22 protein-coding genes are annotated in these 18,538 nt (G+C 71.2%); 5 read left to right on the top strand and 17 right to left on the bottom strand.

What is annotated here, in order from left to right:
- Positions 1-2 precede the first annotated feature (2 nt).
- Together panC and HMF7854_RS00105 are read left to right on the top strand one after the other, a co-directional pair.
- On the top strand, positions 3-863 hold the full coding sequence (gene panC / locus HMF7854_RS00110) for a pantoate--beta-alanine ligase (RefSeq protein WP_126717254.1): 861 nt from the start codon (positions 3-5) through the stop codon (positions 861-863).
- A 66-nt stretch (positions 864-929) separates the two neighbouring features.
- Positions 930-1,232 (top strand): SEL1-like repeat protein, encoded by a 303-nt coding sequence (locus HMF7854_RS00105; RefSeq protein WP_126717253.1) that lies wholly within the window; start codon positions 930-932, stop codon positions 1,230-1,232.
- A gap of 125 nt (positions 1,233-1,357) precedes the next feature.
- Here HMF7854_RS00105 and pal read toward each other — a convergent pair whose 3' ends face one another.
- The 6 genes from pal to HMF7854_RS00075 are packed head-to-tail and all read right to left on the bottom strand — an operon-like array spanning position 1,358 to position 5,843.
- The gene (gene pal, locus HMF7854_RS00100) at positions 1,358-1,876 is read right to left on the bottom strand and encodes a peptidoglycan-associated lipoprotein Pal (protein WP_126717252.1); all 519 of its coding nucleotides are present in this window, start codon (positions 1,874-1,876) and stop codon (positions 1,358-1,360) included.
- 12 nt (positions 1,877-1,888) lie between these two features.
- Positions 1,889-3,253, bottom strand: a complete 1,365-nt coding sequence (gene tolB, locus HMF7854_RS00095) for a Tol-Pal system beta propeller repeat protein TolB (protein WP_420822369.1) — start codon at positions 3,251-3,253, stop codon at positions 1,889-1,891.
- Complete coding sequence (locus HMF7854_RS00090; RefSeq protein ID WP_126717250.1) at positions 3,250-4,263, bottom strand: cell envelope biogenesis protein TolA; 1,014 nt, start codon at positions 4,261-4,263, stop codon at positions 3,250-3,252. Before HMF7854_RS00090 ends, tolB begins: the two co-directional genes overlap by 4 nt.
- On the bottom strand, positions 4,260-4,700 hold the full coding sequence (tolR, locus tag HMF7854_RS00085; RefSeq protein WP_126717249.1) for a protein TolR: 441 nt from the start codon (positions 4,698-4,700) through the stop codon (positions 4,260-4,262). Before tolR ends, HMF7854_RS00090 begins: the two co-directional genes overlap by 4 nt.
- On the bottom strand, positions 4,700-5,386 hold the full coding sequence (gene tolQ, locus HMF7854_RS00080) for a protein TolQ (protein ID WP_126717248.1): 687 nt from the start codon (positions 5,384-5,386) through the stop codon (positions 4,700-4,702). Before tolQ ends, tolR begins: the two co-directional genes overlap by 1 nt.
- Before the next feature lie 7 nt (positions 5,387-5,393).
- Positions 5,394-5,843: a YbgC/FadM family acyl-CoA thioesterase gene (locus HMF7854_RS00075; RefSeq protein ID WP_126717247.1), complete on the bottom strand. Its 450-nt coding sequence runs from the start codon at positions 5,841-5,843 to the stop codon at positions 5,394-5,396.
- Positions 5,844-5,950: 107 nt separating this feature from the next.
- Between HMF7854_RS00075 and HMF7854_RS00070 the strand changes: the two genes are divergently transcribed.
- Positions 5,951-6,397, top strand: coding sequence for a hypothetical protein (locus HMF7854_RS00070; protein WP_126717246.1), 447 nt, complete (start codon positions 5,951-5,953; stop codon positions 6,395-6,397).
- Positions 6,390-6,596: a helix-turn-helix transcriptional regulator gene (locus tag HMF7854_RS00065; RefSeq protein WP_126717245.1), complete on the top strand. Its 207-nt coding sequence runs from the start codon at positions 6,390-6,392 to the stop codon at positions 6,594-6,596. The genes HMF7854_RS00070 and HMF7854_RS00065 overlap by 8 nt, the downstream gene beginning before the upstream one ends.
- Here the strand turns inward: HMF7854_RS00065 and HMF7854_RS00060 are convergent.
- Together HMF7854_RS00060 and ruvB are read right to left on the bottom strand one after the other, a co-directional pair.
- Positions 6,556-7,737 carry a DUF3089 domain-containing protein gene (locus HMF7854_RS00060; RefSeq protein WP_185829095.1) on the bottom strand — a complete coding sequence of 394 codons (1,182 nt, stop codon included), beginning with the start codon at positions 7,735-7,737 and terminating at the stop codon, positions 6,556-6,558. The two genes, HMF7854_RS00065 and HMF7854_RS00060, sit on opposite strands and share 41 nt — an antisense overlap.
- A 153-nt stretch (positions 7,738-7,890) precedes the next feature.
- Complete coding sequence (gene ruvB, locus HMF7854_RS00055) at positions 7,891-8,916, bottom strand: Holliday junction branch migration DNA helicase RuvB (protein WP_126717243.1); 1,026 nt, start codon at positions 8,914-8,916, stop codon at positions 7,891-7,893.
- Between the two features lie 82 nt (positions 8,917-8,998).
- Between ruvB and HMF7854_RS00050 the strand changes: the two genes are divergently transcribed.
- Entirely contained in the window at positions 8,999-9,592 is a 594-nt protein-coding gene (locus HMF7854_RS00050) for a DedA family protein (RefSeq protein WP_126717242.1), read from the top strand.
- On the opposite strand, the gene HMF7854_RS00045 is transcribed toward HMF7854_RS00050, so the two are convergent.
- From HMF7854_RS00045 to HMF7854_RS00005, 9 genes are all read right to left on the bottom strand, one after another.
- Entirely contained in the window at positions 9,589-9,957 is a 369-nt protein-coding gene (locus tag HMF7854_RS00045) for a DUF1622 domain-containing protein (protein WP_126717241.1), read from the bottom strand. The two genes, HMF7854_RS00050 and HMF7854_RS00045, sit on opposite strands and share 4 nt — an antisense overlap.
- Before the next feature lie 54 nt (positions 9,958-10,011).
- Entirely contained in the window at positions 10,012-10,410 is a 399-nt protein-coding gene (locus HMF7854_RS00040; protein WP_126717240.1) for a GFA family protein, read from the bottom strand.
- Positions 10,407-11,003, bottom strand: a complete 597-nt coding sequence (gene ruvA / locus HMF7854_RS00035) for a Holliday junction branch migration protein RuvA (RefSeq protein ID WP_126717239.1) — start codon at positions 11,001-11,003, stop codon at positions 10,407-10,409. The genes HMF7854_RS00040 and ruvA overlap by 4 nt, the downstream gene beginning before the upstream one ends.
- Before the next feature lie 13 nt (positions 11,004-11,016).
- Complete coding sequence (ruvC, locus tag HMF7854_RS00030; RefSeq protein WP_126717238.1) at positions 11,017-11,505, bottom strand: crossover junction endodeoxyribonuclease RuvC; 489 nt, start codon at positions 11,503-11,505, stop codon at positions 11,017-11,019.
- A gap of 115 nt (positions 11,506-11,620) precedes the next feature.
- The gene (locus tag HMF7854_RS00025; RefSeq protein ID WP_126717237.1) at positions 11,621-12,364 is read right to left on the bottom strand and encodes a YebC/PmpR family DNA-binding transcriptional regulator; all 744 of its coding nucleotides are present in this window, start codon (positions 12,362-12,364) and stop codon (positions 11,621-11,623) included.
- Between the two features lie 80 nt (positions 12,365-12,444).
- Positions 12,445-13,116 (bottom strand): lytic transglycosylase domain-containing protein, encoded by a 672-nt coding sequence (locus HMF7854_RS00020; protein ID WP_239016769.1) that lies wholly within the window; start codon positions 13,114-13,116, stop codon positions 12,445-12,447.
- An 85-nt stretch (positions 13,117-13,201) separates the two neighbouring features.
- On the bottom strand, positions 13,202-14,572 hold the full coding sequence (locus HMF7854_RS00015) for an HlyD family type I secretion periplasmic adaptor subunit (RefSeq protein WP_126717236.1): 1,371 nt from the start codon (positions 14,570-14,572) through the stop codon (positions 13,202-13,204).
- Positions 14,569-16,311: a type I secretion system permease/ATPase gene (locus tag HMF7854_RS00010; RefSeq protein WP_239016768.1), complete on the bottom strand. Its 1,743-nt coding sequence runs from the start codon at positions 16,309-16,311 to the stop codon at positions 14,569-14,571. Before HMF7854_RS00010 ends, HMF7854_RS00015 begins: the two co-directional genes overlap by 4 nt.
- Before the next feature lie 70 nt (positions 16,312-16,381).
- Positions 16,382-18,538, bottom strand: a 2,157-nt coding sequence (locus tag HMF7854_RS00005; protein ID WP_148104682.1) for a cellulase family glycosylhydrolase, incomplete at its 5' end; no start/stop codon positions are given.

Below are 18,538 nucleotides of genomic sequence, written 5' to 3'. Positions count from 1 at the left end.
GGGTGCAAATCATCCGTGAAATCAGTGCGCTGGAGCCCGCGCTCTGGTCGCTTCGGGGGAAGGGCGAGCGGATCGCGCTGGTGCCCACCATGGGCGCGCTGCACGAGGGGCACCTGACCCTGGTGCGCGAGGGGCGGCGGCGCGCCGACAAGGTGGCGGCGACGATCTTCGTCAACCCGCTGCAGTTCGGCGCCGGCGAGGACCTCGACCGCTACCCCCGGCAGGAGGAGGCCGACGCCGCGCTGCTCCGCGCGGCGGGGTGCGACCTGCTGTGGCTGCCGACCGCGGCGCAGCTCTACCCGCCCGGCTTCGCGACGACGATCCGGGTCGCCGGGGTCAGCGAGCGGTGGGACGGGGCGGCGCGCCCGGGCCATTTCGACGGGGTTGCGACGGTGGTGGCGAAGCTGCTGCTCGCGGTTCGGCCCGACGTCGCGCTGTTCGGGGAGAAGGACTTCCAGCAGCTGGCGGTGATCCGCCGGCTGGTCGCCGACCTCGCGCTGCCGATCGAGGTGGCAGGCGTGGCGACGGTGCGGGACTCGGACGGGCTCGCCCTATCGTCGCGCAACGCCTATCTGTCGGCTGAGGAGCGGCGGCGTGCGCTCGCCTTGCCCGAGGCGCTGCGCGAGGCCGCGGCGGCGATCGCCGGCGGGGCGCCGGTGGCGGCGAGCCTCGAGACGGCGGCGGCGCGGCTGTGGGCGGCGGGGTTCGACCCGATCGACTATGTCGCGCTGGTCGATGCCGAGAGCCTGGAACCGCTGGCCGAGGCGCGCGGACGGATGCGGCTGATCGCCGCGGCTCGGTTAGGGACGACGCGGCTGATCGACAACCTCCCGGTCGAACGGTCCGTACCGGATCAGGGTTAATCCACGCGTTAACCATTTATCAGCTTATGAAGGGTCATTTCCTCCTCAACAGGGGAGCAGAAGACCATGGCCATCTCGCACAAAGCCGCCGAGTTTCTTGTCCGCAGCCGCCTTGCCGACGCCGAGCGCGGCGACGTCGATGCGCTGTTCGAGCTGGGGGTGACCTACTCGACCGGGCGCGGCGGCCAGGCGGTCGACCTCATCGAGGCGCACAAGTGGTTCAACCTCGCGGCGCTCAACGGCTGCACTCGCGGCCAGCAGTGCCGCGCCGAGATCGCGGTCGAGATGACCGCGCGCGAGATCGCCGAGGCGCAGCGCCAGGCCCGCGCCTGGCTCGGGATGAGCCAGCACGGGCGCTACGCGGCTTGATCAGTTCCTCCCCGAGCTTGCTCGGGGAGGGGGACCGCTCAGCGTAGCTGAGTGGTGGAGGGGCCCCTCCGCCATGCTGCGCATGGTCTCCCTCCGCTGCAAAAATGCAGGGGAGGAATGAGCTTCTACTTCACGACCACCGTGACTGCGCGGCGGTTCTGGGCCCAAGCCTGTTCGGTCGAGCCGACCGCGACCGGTCGCTCCTTGCCCCAGCTGACGGTCAGCAGGCGCGCCTCGGGGACTCCCTTGCTCATCAGGTAGAGCTTGGCCGCCTGCGCGCGGCGCTCGCCCAGCGCCTGATTATACTCGCGGGTGCCGCGCTCGTCGGCATGGCCCTCGACGGAGGCGCGGACCGCCGGGTTGGCGAGCATCCACTTGGCCTGCGCGGCGAGCGTCGCCTGCGACGGCGCGTCGATCTCCGACTTGTCGGTATTGAAGTAGATGGTGTCCGAACCGGCGGCGGCGCGTAGCGCGGCCTGCATCGCCGGCAGCTCGGTGAGCTCGCCCGCGTCGTCGGGATTGGCCGCGGCGGTGCCCGGCGCCTCGGCGACCGGCGGCGTGCTGTTGACGCCGCCGCGCTTGCGGGCGCAGCCGGCGGCGCCGAGCGCCAGCGCGATGGCGGTCAGGGTCAGGAACTTGCGCATGTCTTCTCCTCTTCAGTCCTGGAGCGGCGACCAGCTCGGGTCCGAGCCGTCGCGCGGGGTGGGCAGCCGCCGGGCGGGGCCGCCGTTGACCGACACCGCGTAGAGCGCGGTCGCGCCGCTGCCCTGGCTGGTGCGGTTGAACATGATGAACTGGCCGTTGGGTGCCCAGCTCGGGCTTTCGTCCTGCCAGCCGTCGGTCAGGATCTTCTCGCCCCCGCCGCTGGCGCTCATCACGCCGATGCGGAAGGCGCCGACGCGGGTGAAGGCGATCTGGTTGCCGCGCGGGCTCCACACCGGCTGGCCGTGCGACCCGCCGCCGAAGCTGATCCGGCGCTGGTCCGAGCCGTCGGCGTTCATGACGTAGATCTGCTGCGAGCCGGAGCGGTCGCTCTCGAAGGCGATCCGGCTGCCGTCGGGCGAGAAGCTGGGCGCGGTGTTGATCCCCGGCGCGCTGGTCAGGCGGGTCGGAGTGCCGCCACCCGCCGCCGGCGCGATATAGATGTCGGTGGTCCCGTTGCGGCTCATCGCGAAGGCGATCTGCTTGCCGTCGGGCGAGAAGCGCGGGGCGGAGGTCATCGCGATCCCCGGGATCAGCAGCCGCTTGGTCCCGCTGGCGATGTCGAGCACCCAGACGCGCGGGCGGCGACCCTGGAAGCTCATATAGGCCAGCCGCGTCCCGTCGGGCGAGAAGCGCGGGGTGGTGACGGTGGCGTCGCCCTCGGTCAGGAAGCGGTGATTGGACCCGTCGCTGTCCATGATCGCGATGCGCTTGGTCAGGCGGTTGCGGGGCCCGGTCTCGGCGACATAGACGACCCGGGTATCGAGGAACGCGCGCTCGCCCGACAGGCGCGAGTAGATGGCGTCGGCGCACTTGTGCCCGGCGCGGCGCCAGTCGGTCGCGGCGACGGTGAAGTCCTGGTGGACCAGCTCGCGGCCGGCGCCGACGTCTTGGAGGTTGCAGGCGACGACGAGGTTGCCGCCCTCGGCGCGGACGCTGCCCGCGACCAGCTGCCCGGCGCCGGCCGAGCGCCAGGTCGGATAGTCGGGCGCGGTCGACTGGGCGAAGCTGTAGCGGCCGATCCCGTTGGGACCGAGCGGGGTGAACAGCCCGGTCGAGCGGAGGTCGGAGGCGATGATCCCGGCGACCTGCTGCCCGAGCGTCGAGGTGCTGCCGGCGGGGGTCTGGGTGTCGGCCGGGGTCGGCATGGCGGGAACGGCGATCACCTGCGCGCCGTTCTGGCCGCCGGTGACGTCCACCTCGAGCGGCCCCTGTGCGGGCGGCGGGGCGGCGGGGGCGGGGGCCGGCTGGTCCTGCGCGGCGGCGGCGCTGGCGAGGAGCAGAAGGGGAAGGGCGAAGTGACGCATAGCTCTCCTCAGGGCAGGCTGTAGACCATGATGAAATCGCCCCAGCCGCGCCCGTCCTCGGTCTTGTAGAGGTCGGCGGGCAGGCCGGAGAGCGGGGCGCAGCCGGTGAAGGCGGCGACGGCGAGATCCTTCACCCGCTCCTCATATTTGTCGTTGTCCTCGTCGACCCCGCTGGTGCCGACCACCTGCGGCGCGCCGAGCAGGCCGCCCGAGCGGCTGAGCCGGAGATGGAGCCGGACCTTGATCTTGTTGGCGCCGGGGCCGGGGTTCACCTGGCGGTCGGCGCAGGGCTGGACCCGGCGGCGGATCGCCTGGACCACCCCGGCGACCGCGCTGGCGGAGAAGCTCGGGGCGGCGGCCGCGGCTGGCGCGGCGGACGGCGCCGGACGCGCGGACGGGGCCGAGCGCGCCGGCGGGGAGTCGGGGCCGATCCCCTTCAGGAAATCGGTCCCGAGCCGCGACACCCGGGGCGCGGGGCGGGCCGGCGCGGGCGAGGGTCTGGCAGGGGATGGCGCCGGCCGGGCCTGGAGCCGGGCAGGAGCCGCGCGCTGCGGCGGGGGCGAAGGACGCTGCTGGGGCGGCGCGGGGCGTGGCTGGGGAGCGGGACGCTGGACCGGAGCAGGGCGGGCGACGGGGGTCGGCCGCGGGGCCGGGCGCGGCGTCGGCGCCGGACGGGCGACCGGCGGCGGCGGCGGCGTGGGAACCGGTCGCGCGACGGGCACCGGGCGCGGCGGAGGCGGGGGCGCCGGCTGGACGACCGGGGCCGGCGCGGGCGGCGGTGGCGGCGCCGCTTCCTCCGGCGGTGCCTCGCCCTGCTCGGGCGCCTGGCTCGGGGCCGGGGCGGCGGCGGGCGCAGGGGCCGCCGGCGTTGGGGCGACGTCGCTCGCGAACTCGACCTCGATCGGCGGCGGCTCCCTGACCGGCAGAACATGGGCGAGGCTCGTCGACAGAGCGGCGATCAGCGCGAGGTGAAGCGCGATCGCGACGCCGGTGCCGCCGAGTTCCGCCCGGTCGAGCTTCACGGTTGGTCCTCGCCGGTCGAGACCAGCGCGACATGGTTGAGGCCGGCGCGGTTCAGTTCGCCCATCACCCGCATCACCCGGCCATAGTCGAGGCTGCGGTCTGCGCGGAGATAGACCCGGCGGCCCTCGGGCGGGGCGGGCGCTGCGGCGAGGTCGGCGAGGCGCTGGGGCAGCGCGGCCTCGGCGACGGGAGCGTCGTCGATGAAGATCCGCCCTTGCGCGTCGAGGCTGACCTGGGTCGGCTTGGCCTGCTGGTCGAGCGGCGCGGCTCGGCTCTGCGGCAGGTCGACCGGCACGCCGGTGGCGAGCAGCGGGGCGGTGACCATGAAGATGATCAGCAGCACCAGCATGACGTCGACCAGCGGGGTGACGTTGATCTCCGCCATCGGCGCGCGGCGGCCGCCGCGGCCGCGCCGGCCGTGGACCCCCATCGCCATCAGGCGGCCTCGAGCTCGCGGCTCAGCGTGGCGTGGAAGCGGTCGGCGAAGCGCCCGAGCCGCGCCTCGAGCCGGTCGAGCCCGTGGGTCAGCCGGTTGTAGGCGATCACCGCGGGGATGGCGGCGAACAGGCCGATGGCGGTGGCGAACAGCGCCTCGGCGATGCCGGGCGCCACCACGGCGAGACTGGTGTTGTTGGCAGCGGCGATCCCGGTGAAGCTGCGCATGATCCCCCAGACGGTGCCGAACAGGCCGACGAAGGGGGCGACCGAACCGACTGTGGCAAGGATGTTGAGGCGGTCGGCGAGCCGGTCGAGCTCGTCGGCGATCGCCGCGCTCATCGCCCCCGACAGCCGTTCGCGCGCGCCCGACAGGTCCATGTTGCGATTGCGGGTCGAGCGGCGCCACTCGTCGATTCCGGCGGTGAGGATCGCGGCGCTCGGCAGCTTCTCCTTGCCGCGGCGGGCATGGAAATCGTCGATGTCCTTGGCCGCCCAGAAGTCGTTCTCGTAGGCGCCGGTCTGGCGGTTGATCTGGCGCAGCCGGAGCGAGTGGGTGATGATGATCCCCCAGGTCCAGACGCTGGCGGCGAGCAGGCCGAGCATGACGATCTTCACCACCACGTCGGCGTGGAGGAAGAGGGTCAGCGGACTCATGAGGTCGGGACTGGCAGTGACGGGAGGCATCGAGTTCCTAGTTCTGGCTGGCGATGGACCTGAACCGCTCGACCCATTCCCTGGGCTGGCGGGTCGGACGTCCATCGAGAGTGATGAAGGCCGCCGTCACCGTCGCCTGGGCCAACAGTTCGGTCCCGCGCATGACTCGCTGATGAATGACGGTGCTGGCGGCGCGGACCGGACCGACCGTCGAGACGAGCAGCAGGTCGTCGCCGAGCCGGGCCGGGCGGTGGTAGCGGATGTGCGCCTCGGCGACGGCATACACGCCGTCCCCGCCCTCCATCGCCGCGCGCTGGTCGATCCCGGCGGCGCGCAGCATGTCGGAGCGGGCGCGCTCCATGAACTTCAGATAATTGGCGTAGTAGACGATCCCCGCCGTGTCCGTGTCCTCGAAGTAGACGGTCAGGGCGAAGCGATGCTCGGGGCCGACGAAGCCGCCGCGATAGGGCTGGTCGAGGCTGGGCATGTGCGGGGGGCCTTAACCATTCGAAGGCGGGTGGGGCAACCCCGCTTGACTCTCGTGTAACCTTCGCGTTACTTGTCACCTACAGGTTACACAGAGGGGATCTCAAGATGGTCACGACCACCAGCGAGAAGGCGGAGCGTTTGAACCAGCGCCGGGCGCGGATGATGCCCGTGCTCGCCATCCTGCTGATCGCGCAGCAGGGCAGCTTCGTGAACGGCGACACGGGGCGGCCGGTCGATCATGTGCGGATCGCGGCCTGGCTGGTCCTGTCCGGCATCCTCCTGTTTGCGCTGGTCAGCGGTCGCTTCGGCGCGCTGTTCCACGGGCGGGCGGTGCAGGCGCTGATGGAGGACGAGGTGACCCGCGCCAACCGGCGGCAGGCGCTCGCCAATGCCTTCGTGGCGGCAATGCTGGGTGCGATCACCATCTACTTCGTGACGCTGTTTCAGCCGGTGTCGGGGCGCGAGGCGGTGCATGTCGTGCTGACGATCGGGATCGCCGCCGGGCTGCTGAGCTTCGGGGCGCTCGAGCGGCGCGCGCTTCGGGATGGCTGAGCGGCTGGCCAACCGGCTGAAGGAGCTGCGCGGCGAACTCGGCCTCACCCAGGCCGAACTGGCGGAGCGGGTGGGGGTCACGCGCAAGACGGTGAACACGGTCGAGAACGGAGTGTTCGTGCCCTCGGCGCTGCTCGCGCTCAAGCTGGCGCGGGCGCTCAGCGTGTCGGTCGAGACGCTGTTCCGGATCGAGGAGTGACGCTCGCGACGAGGCGGACGAGATCCCCTTGCGCGAAGTTGACGTCGTTGAGGTGCATTCCCCAGCCGGGCAGGAAGAAGCCGAGCGCGCCGACCTCGCCGCCGACATGGTCGGTCCATTTCTCGCCCGGCCGGCTGTTGGTGCGGATCGAGAGAAAGCCGCGCCCGCCCTGCTGGACGCAGCGGCCGGAGACCAGCCCGGAGGTGCTGAGCCAGGGAGTCGGCGGGGTGCCGGTCGAGGACCAGCTGATCGGGCCGCCCGGGACGGGGTTGCCCGCGCGGGCGTACCAGTCGCTCGACAGGCGCTGCCAGTCGGTCGAGCCGGGGCTCGCCGGGTTGACGCAGCCGACCGTCATGCCGGGCTGGTCGGTGGTGCCGAACATGGCGCCGGCAGGCGGCTCGTTCTTCTCGCGGAAGCTGGAATAGGCAACGACGCAGCCGGTCTCGCCCGGGCGGCCGCACAGCGGGACCGAGCGGAAGGTGCCGCCCATCCGCCGACCCTGCGGGACATAGACGTTGAAGCCGGGAATCAGCGCGAGCAGCAGCTGCTTCTGGACGGGCCTGCCCTCGATCTCGTGGACGATGAGGTACTGAAGCATCAGCGAGCCCTGGCTGTGCCCGACGAGCACGAAGGGGCGGCCCTGGTTGTAGCGCTGGAGATAGGTGCGGAAGGCGGCAGCGACGTCGGCGTAGGCGATCATCGCGTAGGGCTTGACGTCGGTCCCGGCGGCGACCGCAGCGACGGCGCCGAGCGTCATCTGGCGATAGGCGGGCGCGAAAGGCCGGCACACGCCCGAGAAGCGCGCGAATTGCGACTGGACGGCGTAGCGTTCCTCATTGTCGGAGACGGAAAGATCGCTGTTCATGCCGGGATCGCGGCTGACCGTCGGGTAGACGTAGAAACAGTCGACCGGGGGGTTGGCGGCGACCGGGCTGGGCGCGCTCGGGCCATAGCCGGCGGCGGTCAGCGGGGTGGTCGCGAGCGGGGTCGAGCAGACGTCCTTGCGACCGGGCAGGCAGATCCAGTGGGTTGGGGTCGAATAGTCGGTCGGGACCGGGCGCTGGGCCGGCTGGGGCGCCTGGGCGAGCGCGGGACCAGCGGCGACGAGGGCGAGCGCGGCGGTCAGGTGGCGCACGGACATGGTCGCTTTCTTCTCCCCTTCATCTTCCCGGCACAGCGAAGTGGTAGAGCGGCCGCCGCCTTGCGTCATCCTGAACTTGCGGGGGCATCGGGTGTGTTGCGGGGTGGGTGCTGAAACGAGTTCAGCATGACGGTAGGGGTGAAGGAGTTGCGCCTATTCGAACAGGCCGGTTTGGCTGCCTTGCGGCGGGTTGAGGCCGAGGTGGAGCCAGCCCTTGCCGTTGAGGCAGCGGCCGCGCGCGGTGCGGGCGACCAGGCCCAGCTGGATGAGATAGGGCTCGATCACGTCCTCGAGCGTGTCGCGCGGTTCGCTGAGGCCGGCGGCGAGCGTCTCCACCCCGACCGGGCCGCCGCCGTAGAGATCGGCGATCATGTGGAGATAGCGGCGGTCCATCGCGTCGAGCCCGAGGCCGTCGATCTCGAGCCGGGTGAGGGCGCGGTCGGCGAGCGCCTGATCGATGGCGTCCACCCCCGCGGCATGGGCGAAGTCGCGAACCCGGCGAAGGAGGCGTCCGGCGATCCGCGGGGTGCCGCGGCTGCGGCGCGCGATCTCGTGCGCGCCGTCGGGGGTGATCGGCGCGGCGAGCAACCGGGCGGCGCGGGTGACGACATGCTCGAGCTCGTCGACGGTGTAGAAGATGAGCCGGACGGGGATGCCGAAGCGGTCGCGCAGCGGCTGGGTGAGCAGGCCCTGACGGGTGGTCGCGCCGACCAGGGTGAAGCGCGGCAGCTCGATCCGGACCGAGCGGGCGGATGGGCCCTCGCCGATCATCAGGTCGAGCGCGCGGTCCTCCATCGCCGGGTAGAGCACCTCCTCGACCGCGGGGTTGAGGCGGTGGATCTCGTCGATGAAGAGGACGTCGCCGTCCTCGAGATTGGTGAGCAGCGCGGCGAGGTCGCCCGACTTGGCGATCACCGGACCGGAGGTGGCGCGAAAGCCGACCCCCATCTCGCGCGCGACGATCTGCGCGAGCGTGGTCTTGCCGAGCCCGGGCGGGCCGTGGAGCAGGACATGGTCGAGCGCCTCGCCGCGGCTCTTCGCGGCCATGACGAACACGCGCAAATTCTCGCGCGCGGCCTTCTGGCCGATGAATTCCTCGAGGCTCTTGGGGCGGAGCGCGGCGTCGGCGTCCTCCGCCGTCCGCTCCGGCGTGGTCAGCCGTTCGGGATCAGCAGCCATGGGTCGGGGCGGGCACCGGCGTGAACATCGGGCCATGTTGCACAGGTGCGGACCCGTCGCACAGGGGTTTCGTTGAGGAGCGGTGCACCACCTGCTCCACCAGTTCGGGCTCGCCGGCCTGTTCCTCGCCATCTTCGGCGAGAGCTTCGGCATCCCGCTGCCAGGCGAGAGCCTGCTGATCGGCGCGGCGGGGCTGGCGTCGAAGGGGCAGCTGCCGATCGTCGCGGTGTTCGTCGTGGCTGCGGTCGCGGCCTGCCTCGGCGACAATGTCGGCTTCGCGATCGGCCATTTCGGCGGGCCGCGGCTGGTCAACCGCCTCGCCGCCCGGCTGGGCATCGCGCAGGACCGGATCGACCATGTCCACGAGCGGGTCCGGCGGCACGGCGCGCCGATCGTGGTGATCGCCCGCTTCATCCCGCTGCTGCGGCAGCTCAACGGCATCAGCGCCGGCGCGGCGGGGATGGACTGGCGCTACTTCACCGCGGCGAACGCGGTCGGCGCGCTGCTGTGGGCTGGGGTGTGGAGCTTCGGCACCTACTGGTTCGGGCGCTTCCTCCACGTCCCGCGCTGGCTTCGGCACGAGAGCGCGCAGGTCGCCGCGCTGATCGTCGGCATCCTGGTGGTGGCGATGATCCTCGCCTGGCTGCGCACCCGCCGCGAGGAGCGCGTGAGCTAGACCTGGCGTTCCTCGCCGCTGCGGCGCTGCCACGGCCAGCGGCCCTCGATCTCCAGCTCGAGGCTGAAGCTGAGGAAGGTCCGGATGAGCACGATCCCGGCGAGCACCGCGACGCTGACCAAAGTCGGGGTCACCGCGACGGTGTTGATGATGTCGGCGGCGACGAGAAATTCGAGCCCGAGCAGGATCGAGCGGCCGAGGCTGGAGCGGAAGGCAGCGATCGCCGCGTCGCGATCGTGGCGGCCGGCCAGGCGACCGAGGAACAGGACGAGGGTCGCGAAGGCGCCGACTGCGATGATCGACACGCCGGTGATCTCGACGATTCGGGTAACGAGGTGGATGAGCTGGGTGACGCTGTCGTCCATGGACGGGGAGACGCGCCGCCCCGGCGACTTGTTGCAATGGCGCGATGGCGACCGTCAGTCGAGGTGGTCGACCTGCTCGCCGAGGATCGCGACCCAGGGGTGCTTGCGGTCCTCGAACACCGAATAGACCGGCTGGGCGAAGAACGGGTCGTCGAACGCCCCGACGGGCATTGCGAGCACCTCGGGGTCCGAGCTCAGCACGTAGGCGATATCGGAGCCGCACTCGGGGCAGAAGCGGAAGGTGGCGCTGGTGCCGCTATCGTTGTGCTTGGTCCAGCTCCGCTCGGCGCCGCTGACGACGACCCGGTCGAGCGGCCAGCGGGCCTGGGTGGCGAAGGCGCTGCCAGAGCGCTTCTTGCAGTGGAGGCAGTGGCAGACCGAAGTGCGGACGGGCTCGCCGGTGACGGTGGCGGTGAGCTGGCCGCAGCGGCAGGAAGCGCGGCGCTCGATCATTTGGCGGCTTTCCGGAGCGCGAGGCGGACGAGCGCGTCGAGGGTGGCGCTCGCGCCGAGTTCGTCGCTGGCGGCGGACACGGCGGCGCTCGCCTCGGCGGGCTTGAAGCCGAGGTTGGCGAGCGCGGAGAGGGCGTCGGCGGCGGCGCCGTTGCGGGCGGCGGCGGGGCCGAGCGCGGCGCCGAGCGCGGGCGAGCCGAGCTTGCCCTGCAGCTCCATCGCGATCCGTCCGGCGAGCTTGGGGCCGACCCCGTTGGCACGGGCGATCATCGCCTTGTCGCCGGCCGAGACGGCGCGGGCGAGCTCGTCGGGGTCGAGGACCGAGAGGATGGCGAGCGCGACCCGGCCGCCGACGCCCTGCACCCCGGTCAGCGCGCGGAAGCTGTCGCGCTCGGCCGCCGAGCCGAAGGCGAACAGGGTCCAGGCGTCCTCGCGGACCTGGAGCTCGGTGAGGAGGACGACGCTGCCCCCGGCGGGCGGGAGCGCGGCGAGGGTGCGGCTACTGGCGAGGACGGCGTAGCCGACGCCTTGCACATCGACGACCGCGCCGTCCGCGCCGGCTTCGATCAGGGTTCCGGCGAGGCGGGCGATCATCGCCTTACCCTATTCAGGCGACCCCGCGACGTCCACTCGCCAGATGGTGGGCGTGGGTAATGGCCACGGCGAGCGCATCGGCGGCGTCGGGGCCCGCGATCTTTGCGCCGGGGAGCAGGCGCGAGACCATCGCGTGGACCTGGTCCTTGGACGCGGTGCCGGTGCCGACCACCGCCTTCTTGACCAGGGTCGGGGCATATTCGCCGACGTGGAGGGCGGCCCGCGCCGCGACCATCAGCACGACCCCGCGCGCCTGGGCGAGCTTGAGCGTCGACTGCGGGTTCTTGTTGACGAAGATCTCCTCGGCGGCAGCGGCTTCGGGAGCGTGGTCGGCGAGGAGGGTCTCGAGCTGGGTGGCGAGGTGGGACAGGCGGGTGGGGAGGGGCTCGGACGGGGCGGTTTTCAGCTGACCGTTGCCGAGGTGGGCGAGACGGTTTCCCTCGGCGCGGATCAAGCCCCAGCCGGTGGAAGAGAGGGAGGGGTCGAGGCCGAGGATGATCAACGCCTGCTCCTCCCCTGCTTTTGCAGGGGAGGTGGCTCGCGAAGCGAGACGGAGGGGCCCCTCCACCACCCTGCGGGTGGTCCCCCTCCCCACGAAAACGTGGGGAGGAGCGAGATCAACCCAGCTTCTCCAGTTCCTCGGCCGGGACGTCGTAGTTGCCCCAGACGGTCTGGACGTCGTCGTCGTCCTCGAGGACGTCGATCAGCTTGAGGAGCGTCGCGGCGTCGTCGCCGGTGACGGTGACTTCGGTGCCGGGCTTCCAGGCGAGCTTGACTGCCTCGGCCTCGCCCAGCGCTCCCTCGAGGGCGCGAGCGACCGGGTGGAGCTGGTCGATGCTGGTCCAGATCTGGTGGCCGTCCTCGTCCGACTGGACGTCGTCGGCGCCGGCGTCGATCGCCGCCTCGAGCACCTTGTCGGCATCGCCCGCGGTCGCGGCATATTCGATCAGGCCCATCCGCTCGAAGCCGTGACTGACGCTGCCGCTCGCGCCGAGGTTGCCGCCGTTCTTGGAGAAGGCGGTGCGGACGTTGGTGGCGGTGCGATTGCGGTTGTCGGAAAGCGCCTCGACGATCAGGCTGACCCCGCCGGGACCGAAGCCCTCGTAGCGGATCTCCTCGTAATTCTCGGCGTCGCCCGAGGAGGCCTTGTCGATCGAGCGCTGGATATTGTCCTTGGGCATCGACTGCGCCTTGGCGGCGAGCACGGCGGCGCGCAGGCGCGCGTTCATCTCCGGGTCGGGCAGGCCCATCTTGGCCGCGACGGTGATCTCGCGGCTCAGCTTGGAGAACATCGCCGAGCGCTTTTTGTCCTGCGCGCCCTTGCGATGCATGATGTTCTTGAACTTGGAATGGCCGGCCATTGGGGTCCCGATGTGTGAAGCGTTTCGCCGGCGCTTCTAGTCGCCGGCGCGGTTCTTCTCAACCGCGCCCGGCGGGACGGTCAGTTGGCGGCGGTCATCAGGGTCGAGGCGAGCTTTACCGCGCCGCTCCGCTCGACGATCGCGGCGACATAGTTCTGGGTCTCGCGAATGGCGGGGATGCCGCCCGCGCGGCGGACCCGGCCGGCGCCGGCGTTGTAGGCGGCGAGCGCCATCTCGACGTCGCCGCCGAACGCGTCGAGCTGGCGACGGAGGTAGCGGGCGCCGGCGTAGAGATTGGCGGCGGGGTCGGCCGGATCGCAGCCGAGCTCGCGCGCGGTCTCGGGCATCAGCTGGGTGAGGCCGCGGGCACCTTTGGGCGAGAGCGCGCGGGCATTCCAGCGGCTCTCCTGCCAGACCAGCGAGGCGAGCAGCGCGGGGCTGACGTCGGCGGCCTTGGCAGCCTTGTGGAGGATCGGCTCCCACGCGGCGGGCACCCCGACGGGGGCGACCTTCCAGTCGTAGCCGACCGAGCGGAGGTTGGGGCCGCCATCGACCGGCGCCATCATCGCGGCGGGGGCGGCGCTCATCGCCGCGGGATCGGCGGTGCCCGCCTGCCAGTGGACCTCGCCGCTATAGTCGCGGACGAGAACCATCGGGCCGCCCGCCGGATCGGTCGACTGGGCCGCCGCGGCGCCGGCGCCGAGCGCCGTGCTGATGAGGGCCGCGGCCAGCGCCGCGCGAAGATGTGCCATGTCCTGTCCCCGCCCGTTGAGAAGCTCAGCTCGCTTATCGGCCGCGAGGGTTAAGCATTGCTTTCCCCGCGGCCGACGGGCGGTCCTACTTCTCGTGCATCGAGCCCGACAGCGCGCCGGTGATCGGCTCGAACAGATACTGGAGCGCGGTGCGCTTGCGCATCGGCAGCTGGACGCTGACCGGGATGCCCGCGCGCAGGTTGTGGCGCTCCGGCGACTGCTCGATCTTCTGCAGCTCGGCGAGCGGCACCACCACTTCCGCGGTGTAGAAGGAAGCGCCGGTCTTCTCGTCGGTGAAGGCGTCGGCCGACACCCGCGACACATAGCCGGCGAGCGTGCCGATGCTGCGGTCGTGGAGCGTGTCGAAGCGGAGGTAGGCGGCCTGGCCGTTGCGGACGTCGTCGCCGTCGCTGACCGGGATGCGGGTCTCGACGATCAGCGGCGCACGGTCGGGCACGACGTCGAGCAGCTTCTGCCCGGGCGAGACAACCCCGCCGGGCGTGAAGACCGCCAGGCCGACCACCGCGCCCGAGGCCGGCGCGCGGATCTCGACGCGGGCGAGCTGCTGCCGCGCCGCCTGCAGCTTGGGCATGACGTCGCTGAGGCTGGCCTCGACGTCGCGCAGGTCGGCGGAGGTCTTCTCCATGAAGCTGCTCTGCGCCTCGAGGCCTTGCAGCCGGGATTCGGAAGCCTGGCCGTGCGACTGCTCGATGCTGGCGGTCAGCTGGCCCTTCTGGGCGATCAGCTCGGCGCGGGTCCGCTCCATCTCGCGGATCCGGTTCTTGGAGACGAAGCCCGAGGATTCCAGCTTGTAGAAGCCGGCCAGCTCCTGGTTGAGGAGGCGGATCTGCTCGTCGATCCCGGCGAACTGGCTGCGGTAGCCGCTGGCCTGGCTGCCGGCCTCGGAGACTCGAGCCCGGCTGGCACCCTGCTGCGACTGGAGCACGCTGCGGCGGCTGGCGAGCTGGACCGACTGGATCCGCATCGCCTCGTTGGCGGCGGGCTGGTCCTCGAGCGGGAGGCTGGCGAACTCGGCGGGACGGGCGATCGTCGTCAGTCCGGCCTGCTCGGCGCGGAGCCGCTCGCGCTGGGCGAGCAGCGAGATGGCCTGGAGCGAGAGCGAGCGCTCGGCGGCGCGGGCCTCGTCGCCGGCGAGTCGGATCAGCACCTGGCCCTGCGCGACATGCTGGCCCTCGCGAACGAGGATCTGGCTGACCACGCCGCCGGTCTCGTGCTGGACGGTCTGGCGCTGGCCCGAGACGGCGAGCCGGCCGCCGGCCTGCGCCGCGGCGTCGAGCGGCGCAACCGCCGCCCAGCCGAGGAACAGGACGAAGAAGAGGAAGGCCACGATGAGCCCGAGGCGGATCTCGGCCGAGCTGTCCGCCGAGCTCGGCGGCACGAACGGCACCGAGGACGGGGCGAGCAGGCGAGGGGAGCGAAGCGAGATACTGGTCACGAGGCGATCCTCCGTCCGGCGACCATCCGGTCCGCCGCAGAGCGAGGGGGGTTGAGCTGCTGGAGCACGTCGTCGCGGCCGCCGGCATAGGCCAGCCGGCCGTTCTGGACGTAGAGGAGCTTGTCGACGAGGTTGAGCATGCTGAGGCGATGGGCGACGATGATCACCGTCGTCCCCTCCGACTTGAGCTGGCGCAGGGTCTCGGTCAGCTGGGCATCGCCCTCATTGTCGAGATTGGCATTGGGCTCGTCGAGCAGCACGTAGCGCGGGCGGCGGTAGAGCGCCCGGGCGAGGGTGACGCGCTGCATCTGCCCGGCCGAGAGCGAGCGCGAGCCGGGGCGCACGACATGGTCGTAGCCGCCGGGCAGGCGCAGGATCAGCTCGTGCGCGCCGGCGCGCTTGGCGGCATCGACGATGTCCTCGTCGAGGGTGGCCAGCGACGCGCCCGAGAACCGCTCGAAGCGCGAGATATTGTCCTTGATCGTGCCGGGGAAGAGCAGCGTCTCCTGCGGCATGAAGCCGAGATGGCGGGCGAGCTGGGCGGGATCCCAGTCGCGCAGCTCGGCGTCGTCGAAGCGGATGGTGCCGCCCTCGACCGCGATCGCGCCGGCCAGGGCGCGGACCAGCGTGGACTTGCCGGCGCCGCTCGGGCCGAGCACCGCGACCATCTCGCCCGGCTCGATCGTGAAGCCGAGGCCGGCGAGGATCTCCTCGCCCTCGTCGCCGGTCACCTGCAGGTCCTCGACCTCCAGCTTGCCGACGGGGTCGGGGAGGCGGGTGCGGGTGGTCGCGGGGCGAGCCTCGCCGAGCACCTCGTCGAGGGTGATGATGGCGCCGCGGGCCTGGACCAGGGTGCGCCAGTGGCCGACCAGCGCGTCGATCGGGGCGAGCGCGCGGCCGACCACGAACATCGAGGCGAACACCGCGCCGGGGCTGATCTGGCCGCTGATCGCGAGCAGCGCGCCGAGCCCGAGCGCGAGCGACTGAAGGGCGAGCCGGACGAAGCGGGACTCGGCGGTCAGCCGTGCCGAGAGGAGCGACGCCTTGCCCTGCTGCTCGAGCATGTCGACGCGGTTGTGGAGATGGCCGCGGATCATCGTCTCGCCCGCGCCGATCGCCTTGACGAGGTCGGCCGAGGCGACGGTCTGTTCATAGACCTGGTAGGAGCGGTTGGCGGCGAGATTGGCGGCCATCAGCGGGCGGCGGAGCAGCTGCTCGCTGCGCCACGCAAGCGCGAAGATGAGCAGCGAGCCGGCGGCGGCGAGGACGCCGATCCAGAAGTTGATGAGGAAGCCGATCGCCAGGTAGATCGGCAGCCAGGGCAGGTCGAGCAGCGCGGCGCTGGCCGGGCTGGTGAGCGACTGGCGCAGCGTGTCGAGGTCGCGCAGCGCGTGGTGCGGCGCCGGCCGGGCAGACCCGTCGCGGAGCAGCGTGGCGCGCATCAGCGGCGCGGCGAAGCGCTCGTTGAGCCGGTTGCTCGCGCGCAGGAAGAGCCGCGCCCGGACCGCTTCCAGCAGCGCCAGCGTGCCGAGCGCGAACAGCAGGATCGCGCTCAGGAGCAGCAGTGTCGTCTTGCCCTGGCTGGGAATGACCCGGTCGTAGACCTGGAGCATGTAGATCATCGGCGCCAGGAAGAGCAGGTTCAGGAGCGCGCTGAAGAAGGCCGCGTAGGCGAGCGGGCGGCGGCAGGTGCGAAGCACCAGCGCGACGGTGGGGCTCGAACGAAGAGACTCGATCACAATGGTTTCCCGAGAAGAGGAGACGGGAGAAAGCGGCCGCCGGCAGGGTCCCGGCGGCCGCCCGCTGCCCTTAGAGCACCAGCCCGCTGGCCCCGACGCTGGGAGTGCCGTTGAGCGTGATGGTGAAGTCGGCCAGCTTGTCGCCGTTGGTGTCGCCGGCGATGTAGGTCATCCCGCCGCTGGTCCAGACCCGGAGCTGCCCGGCCGCGCCGCTGAAGGCGTTGGAGCCGATCAGCTTGAAGGCCTGGTCACCGCTGGCGAAGACGTTGGCATCGATCCCGCTGAGATCGATCTTCTCGCCCTTGGTGTAGTCGGTGATGCGGGTGCCGTTGGCTTCGGCGGCGGTGGAAAAGACGAAGCGGTCGGTGCCCGCGCCGCCGGTCAGCACGTCGCCGCCGCCATGGCCGTTGATGACGTCGTTGCCGGCGCCGCCATTGATGATGTTGGCCGCCGCGTTGCCCACCAGCTTGTCGGCATAGTTGGACCCGGTGATGTTCTCGATCGAGACGAGCTGGTCGCCCTGCGCGTCGCCGCCGATCTGGGTGGCGCGGGTGAGATCGACATCGACCGCCGCGGTCGAGGTGGCATAGGTCACCGTGTCGTTGCCGTCGCCGCCGTCGAGCACGTCCGCCCCGCCGCGCCCGTTGAGCACGTCGTTGCCGCCGCCGCCGACCAGCGTGTCGTTGCCGGCCGAGCCGGACAGCGTGTCGGCAAAGGCGCTGCCTATCACCTTCTCGATCGAGACGAGCTGGTCGCCCTGCGCGTCGCCGCCGATCTGGGTGGCGCGGGTCAGGTCGACGTTCACCGCCGCGCTGCTGCTGCTGTAGTCGGCGGTGTCGAACCCGCTGCCGCCGTCGAGCGTGTCGGCGCCTGAGCGGCCGTCGAGGATGTCGTCGCCGGCACCGCCGAACAGCTTGTTGTCCCAGCCGTCACGGCCACGCAGGATATCGTCGAACGCGGAGCCGATGACATTGTCGATGCCGGGCAGGGAGTCGCCCTCGGCGTAGCCGCCGTGCTGGACCGCGCGCGGCAGGTCGACGTCGACGCCGGCGGTGGAGCCGCTGTAGTCGACCGTGTCGTTGCCGGTGTCGCCGTCGAGCACGTCCGCGCCCGGGCTTCCGATCAGCGTGTCATCGCCGGCGCCGCCGTTCAGATGGTCGGCGTAGATGCTGCCGGTCATGACGTCGTTGCCGCCGGTGCCGGTGGCAGTGATGCCCGTCGTCAGCGTTTCGGTGACGACCGGCGGCGGCGGCGGGGGCGGCGGGGGCGGCGGCGGTGTCGTGGTGGTGGTGGTGGTCGTCGTCGTGTCCGAAGTCAGATAATTCTTCAGCAGGTTGAACTCGGCGCTGTCGCCGTTGCTGCTGTTGCCCAGCCACATCGAGTAGCTGTTGCCCCACCAGAAGCCGCCGCCCCAGGCGGTGCCGGAGATACCGTTGGCGTTCATCGACTTCAGGAAATTGTCGACGACCGTCAGCCAGCGCGGATCGGTGCTGGGGGCGCCGAACTCGCCGATGAACCCTTGGGCGTTGTTGGCCTTGAGCCAGTCGGCGAAGGGCTTGAGCCGGTCGACGCCAATGGTCGGGTAGGCGCCCTCGGAGTCATAGCTGCCCGAGTAGGTCCCCGAATTGTCGTGGTCGAAGTAGAGGTGCGCCTCGTAGATGATCTTGTTCGAGGGGTCGGTGATGTGGAGGTTGCCGTTGACCTGCTGCCAGCTGCCGGCGCTCGACCAGCCATCGCCCTCGACATAGATGGCGGTGGTCTTGTCGTTGGCGCGGATGGCGTTCACCGCGGCCTGCGCGGCTGTCGGCCAGGCGCTCGCGCTACCCATGTCGTGCGGCTCGTTCATGATGTCGTAGCCGACGAGGTTGGGCGTTCCCGCCAGCGCCGAGGAGAGCTTGCTCCAGAAGTCGGCGAACTGCTGGGTCGAGACTCCCGCCGACCCGATCGTCTGCCCGTTGAAGCGACCGTAGTTGTGGAGGTCGATGATCACCGACACGCCCTGCGCCGCGGCGTCGGAGAGGAACTGCTTCAGCCGCCCCAGCTCGTCGGTCGAGAGCGCGCCGCCGAGCGTCGGCTGCATCCGCTCCCAGGTGAACGGAAGCCGGATCTCGTGCACCCCGCGCGAGGCGTAGTAGGAGATCTCGTTGGAATCCGGATAATGATAGTCGTACCCGTAGTGGGTTCCGGTGCCGCCGAATTCGGCACCCGACAGATTGATTCCGATCAT

Source organism: Sphingomonas ginkgonis, assembly GCF_003970925.1.
Lineage (GTDB): Bacteria > Pseudomonadota > Alphaproteobacteria > Sphingomonadales > Sphingomonadaceae > Sphingomicrobium > Sphingomicrobium ginkgonis.
This window is presented reverse-complemented; position numbering and strand designations above follow the sequence as displayed.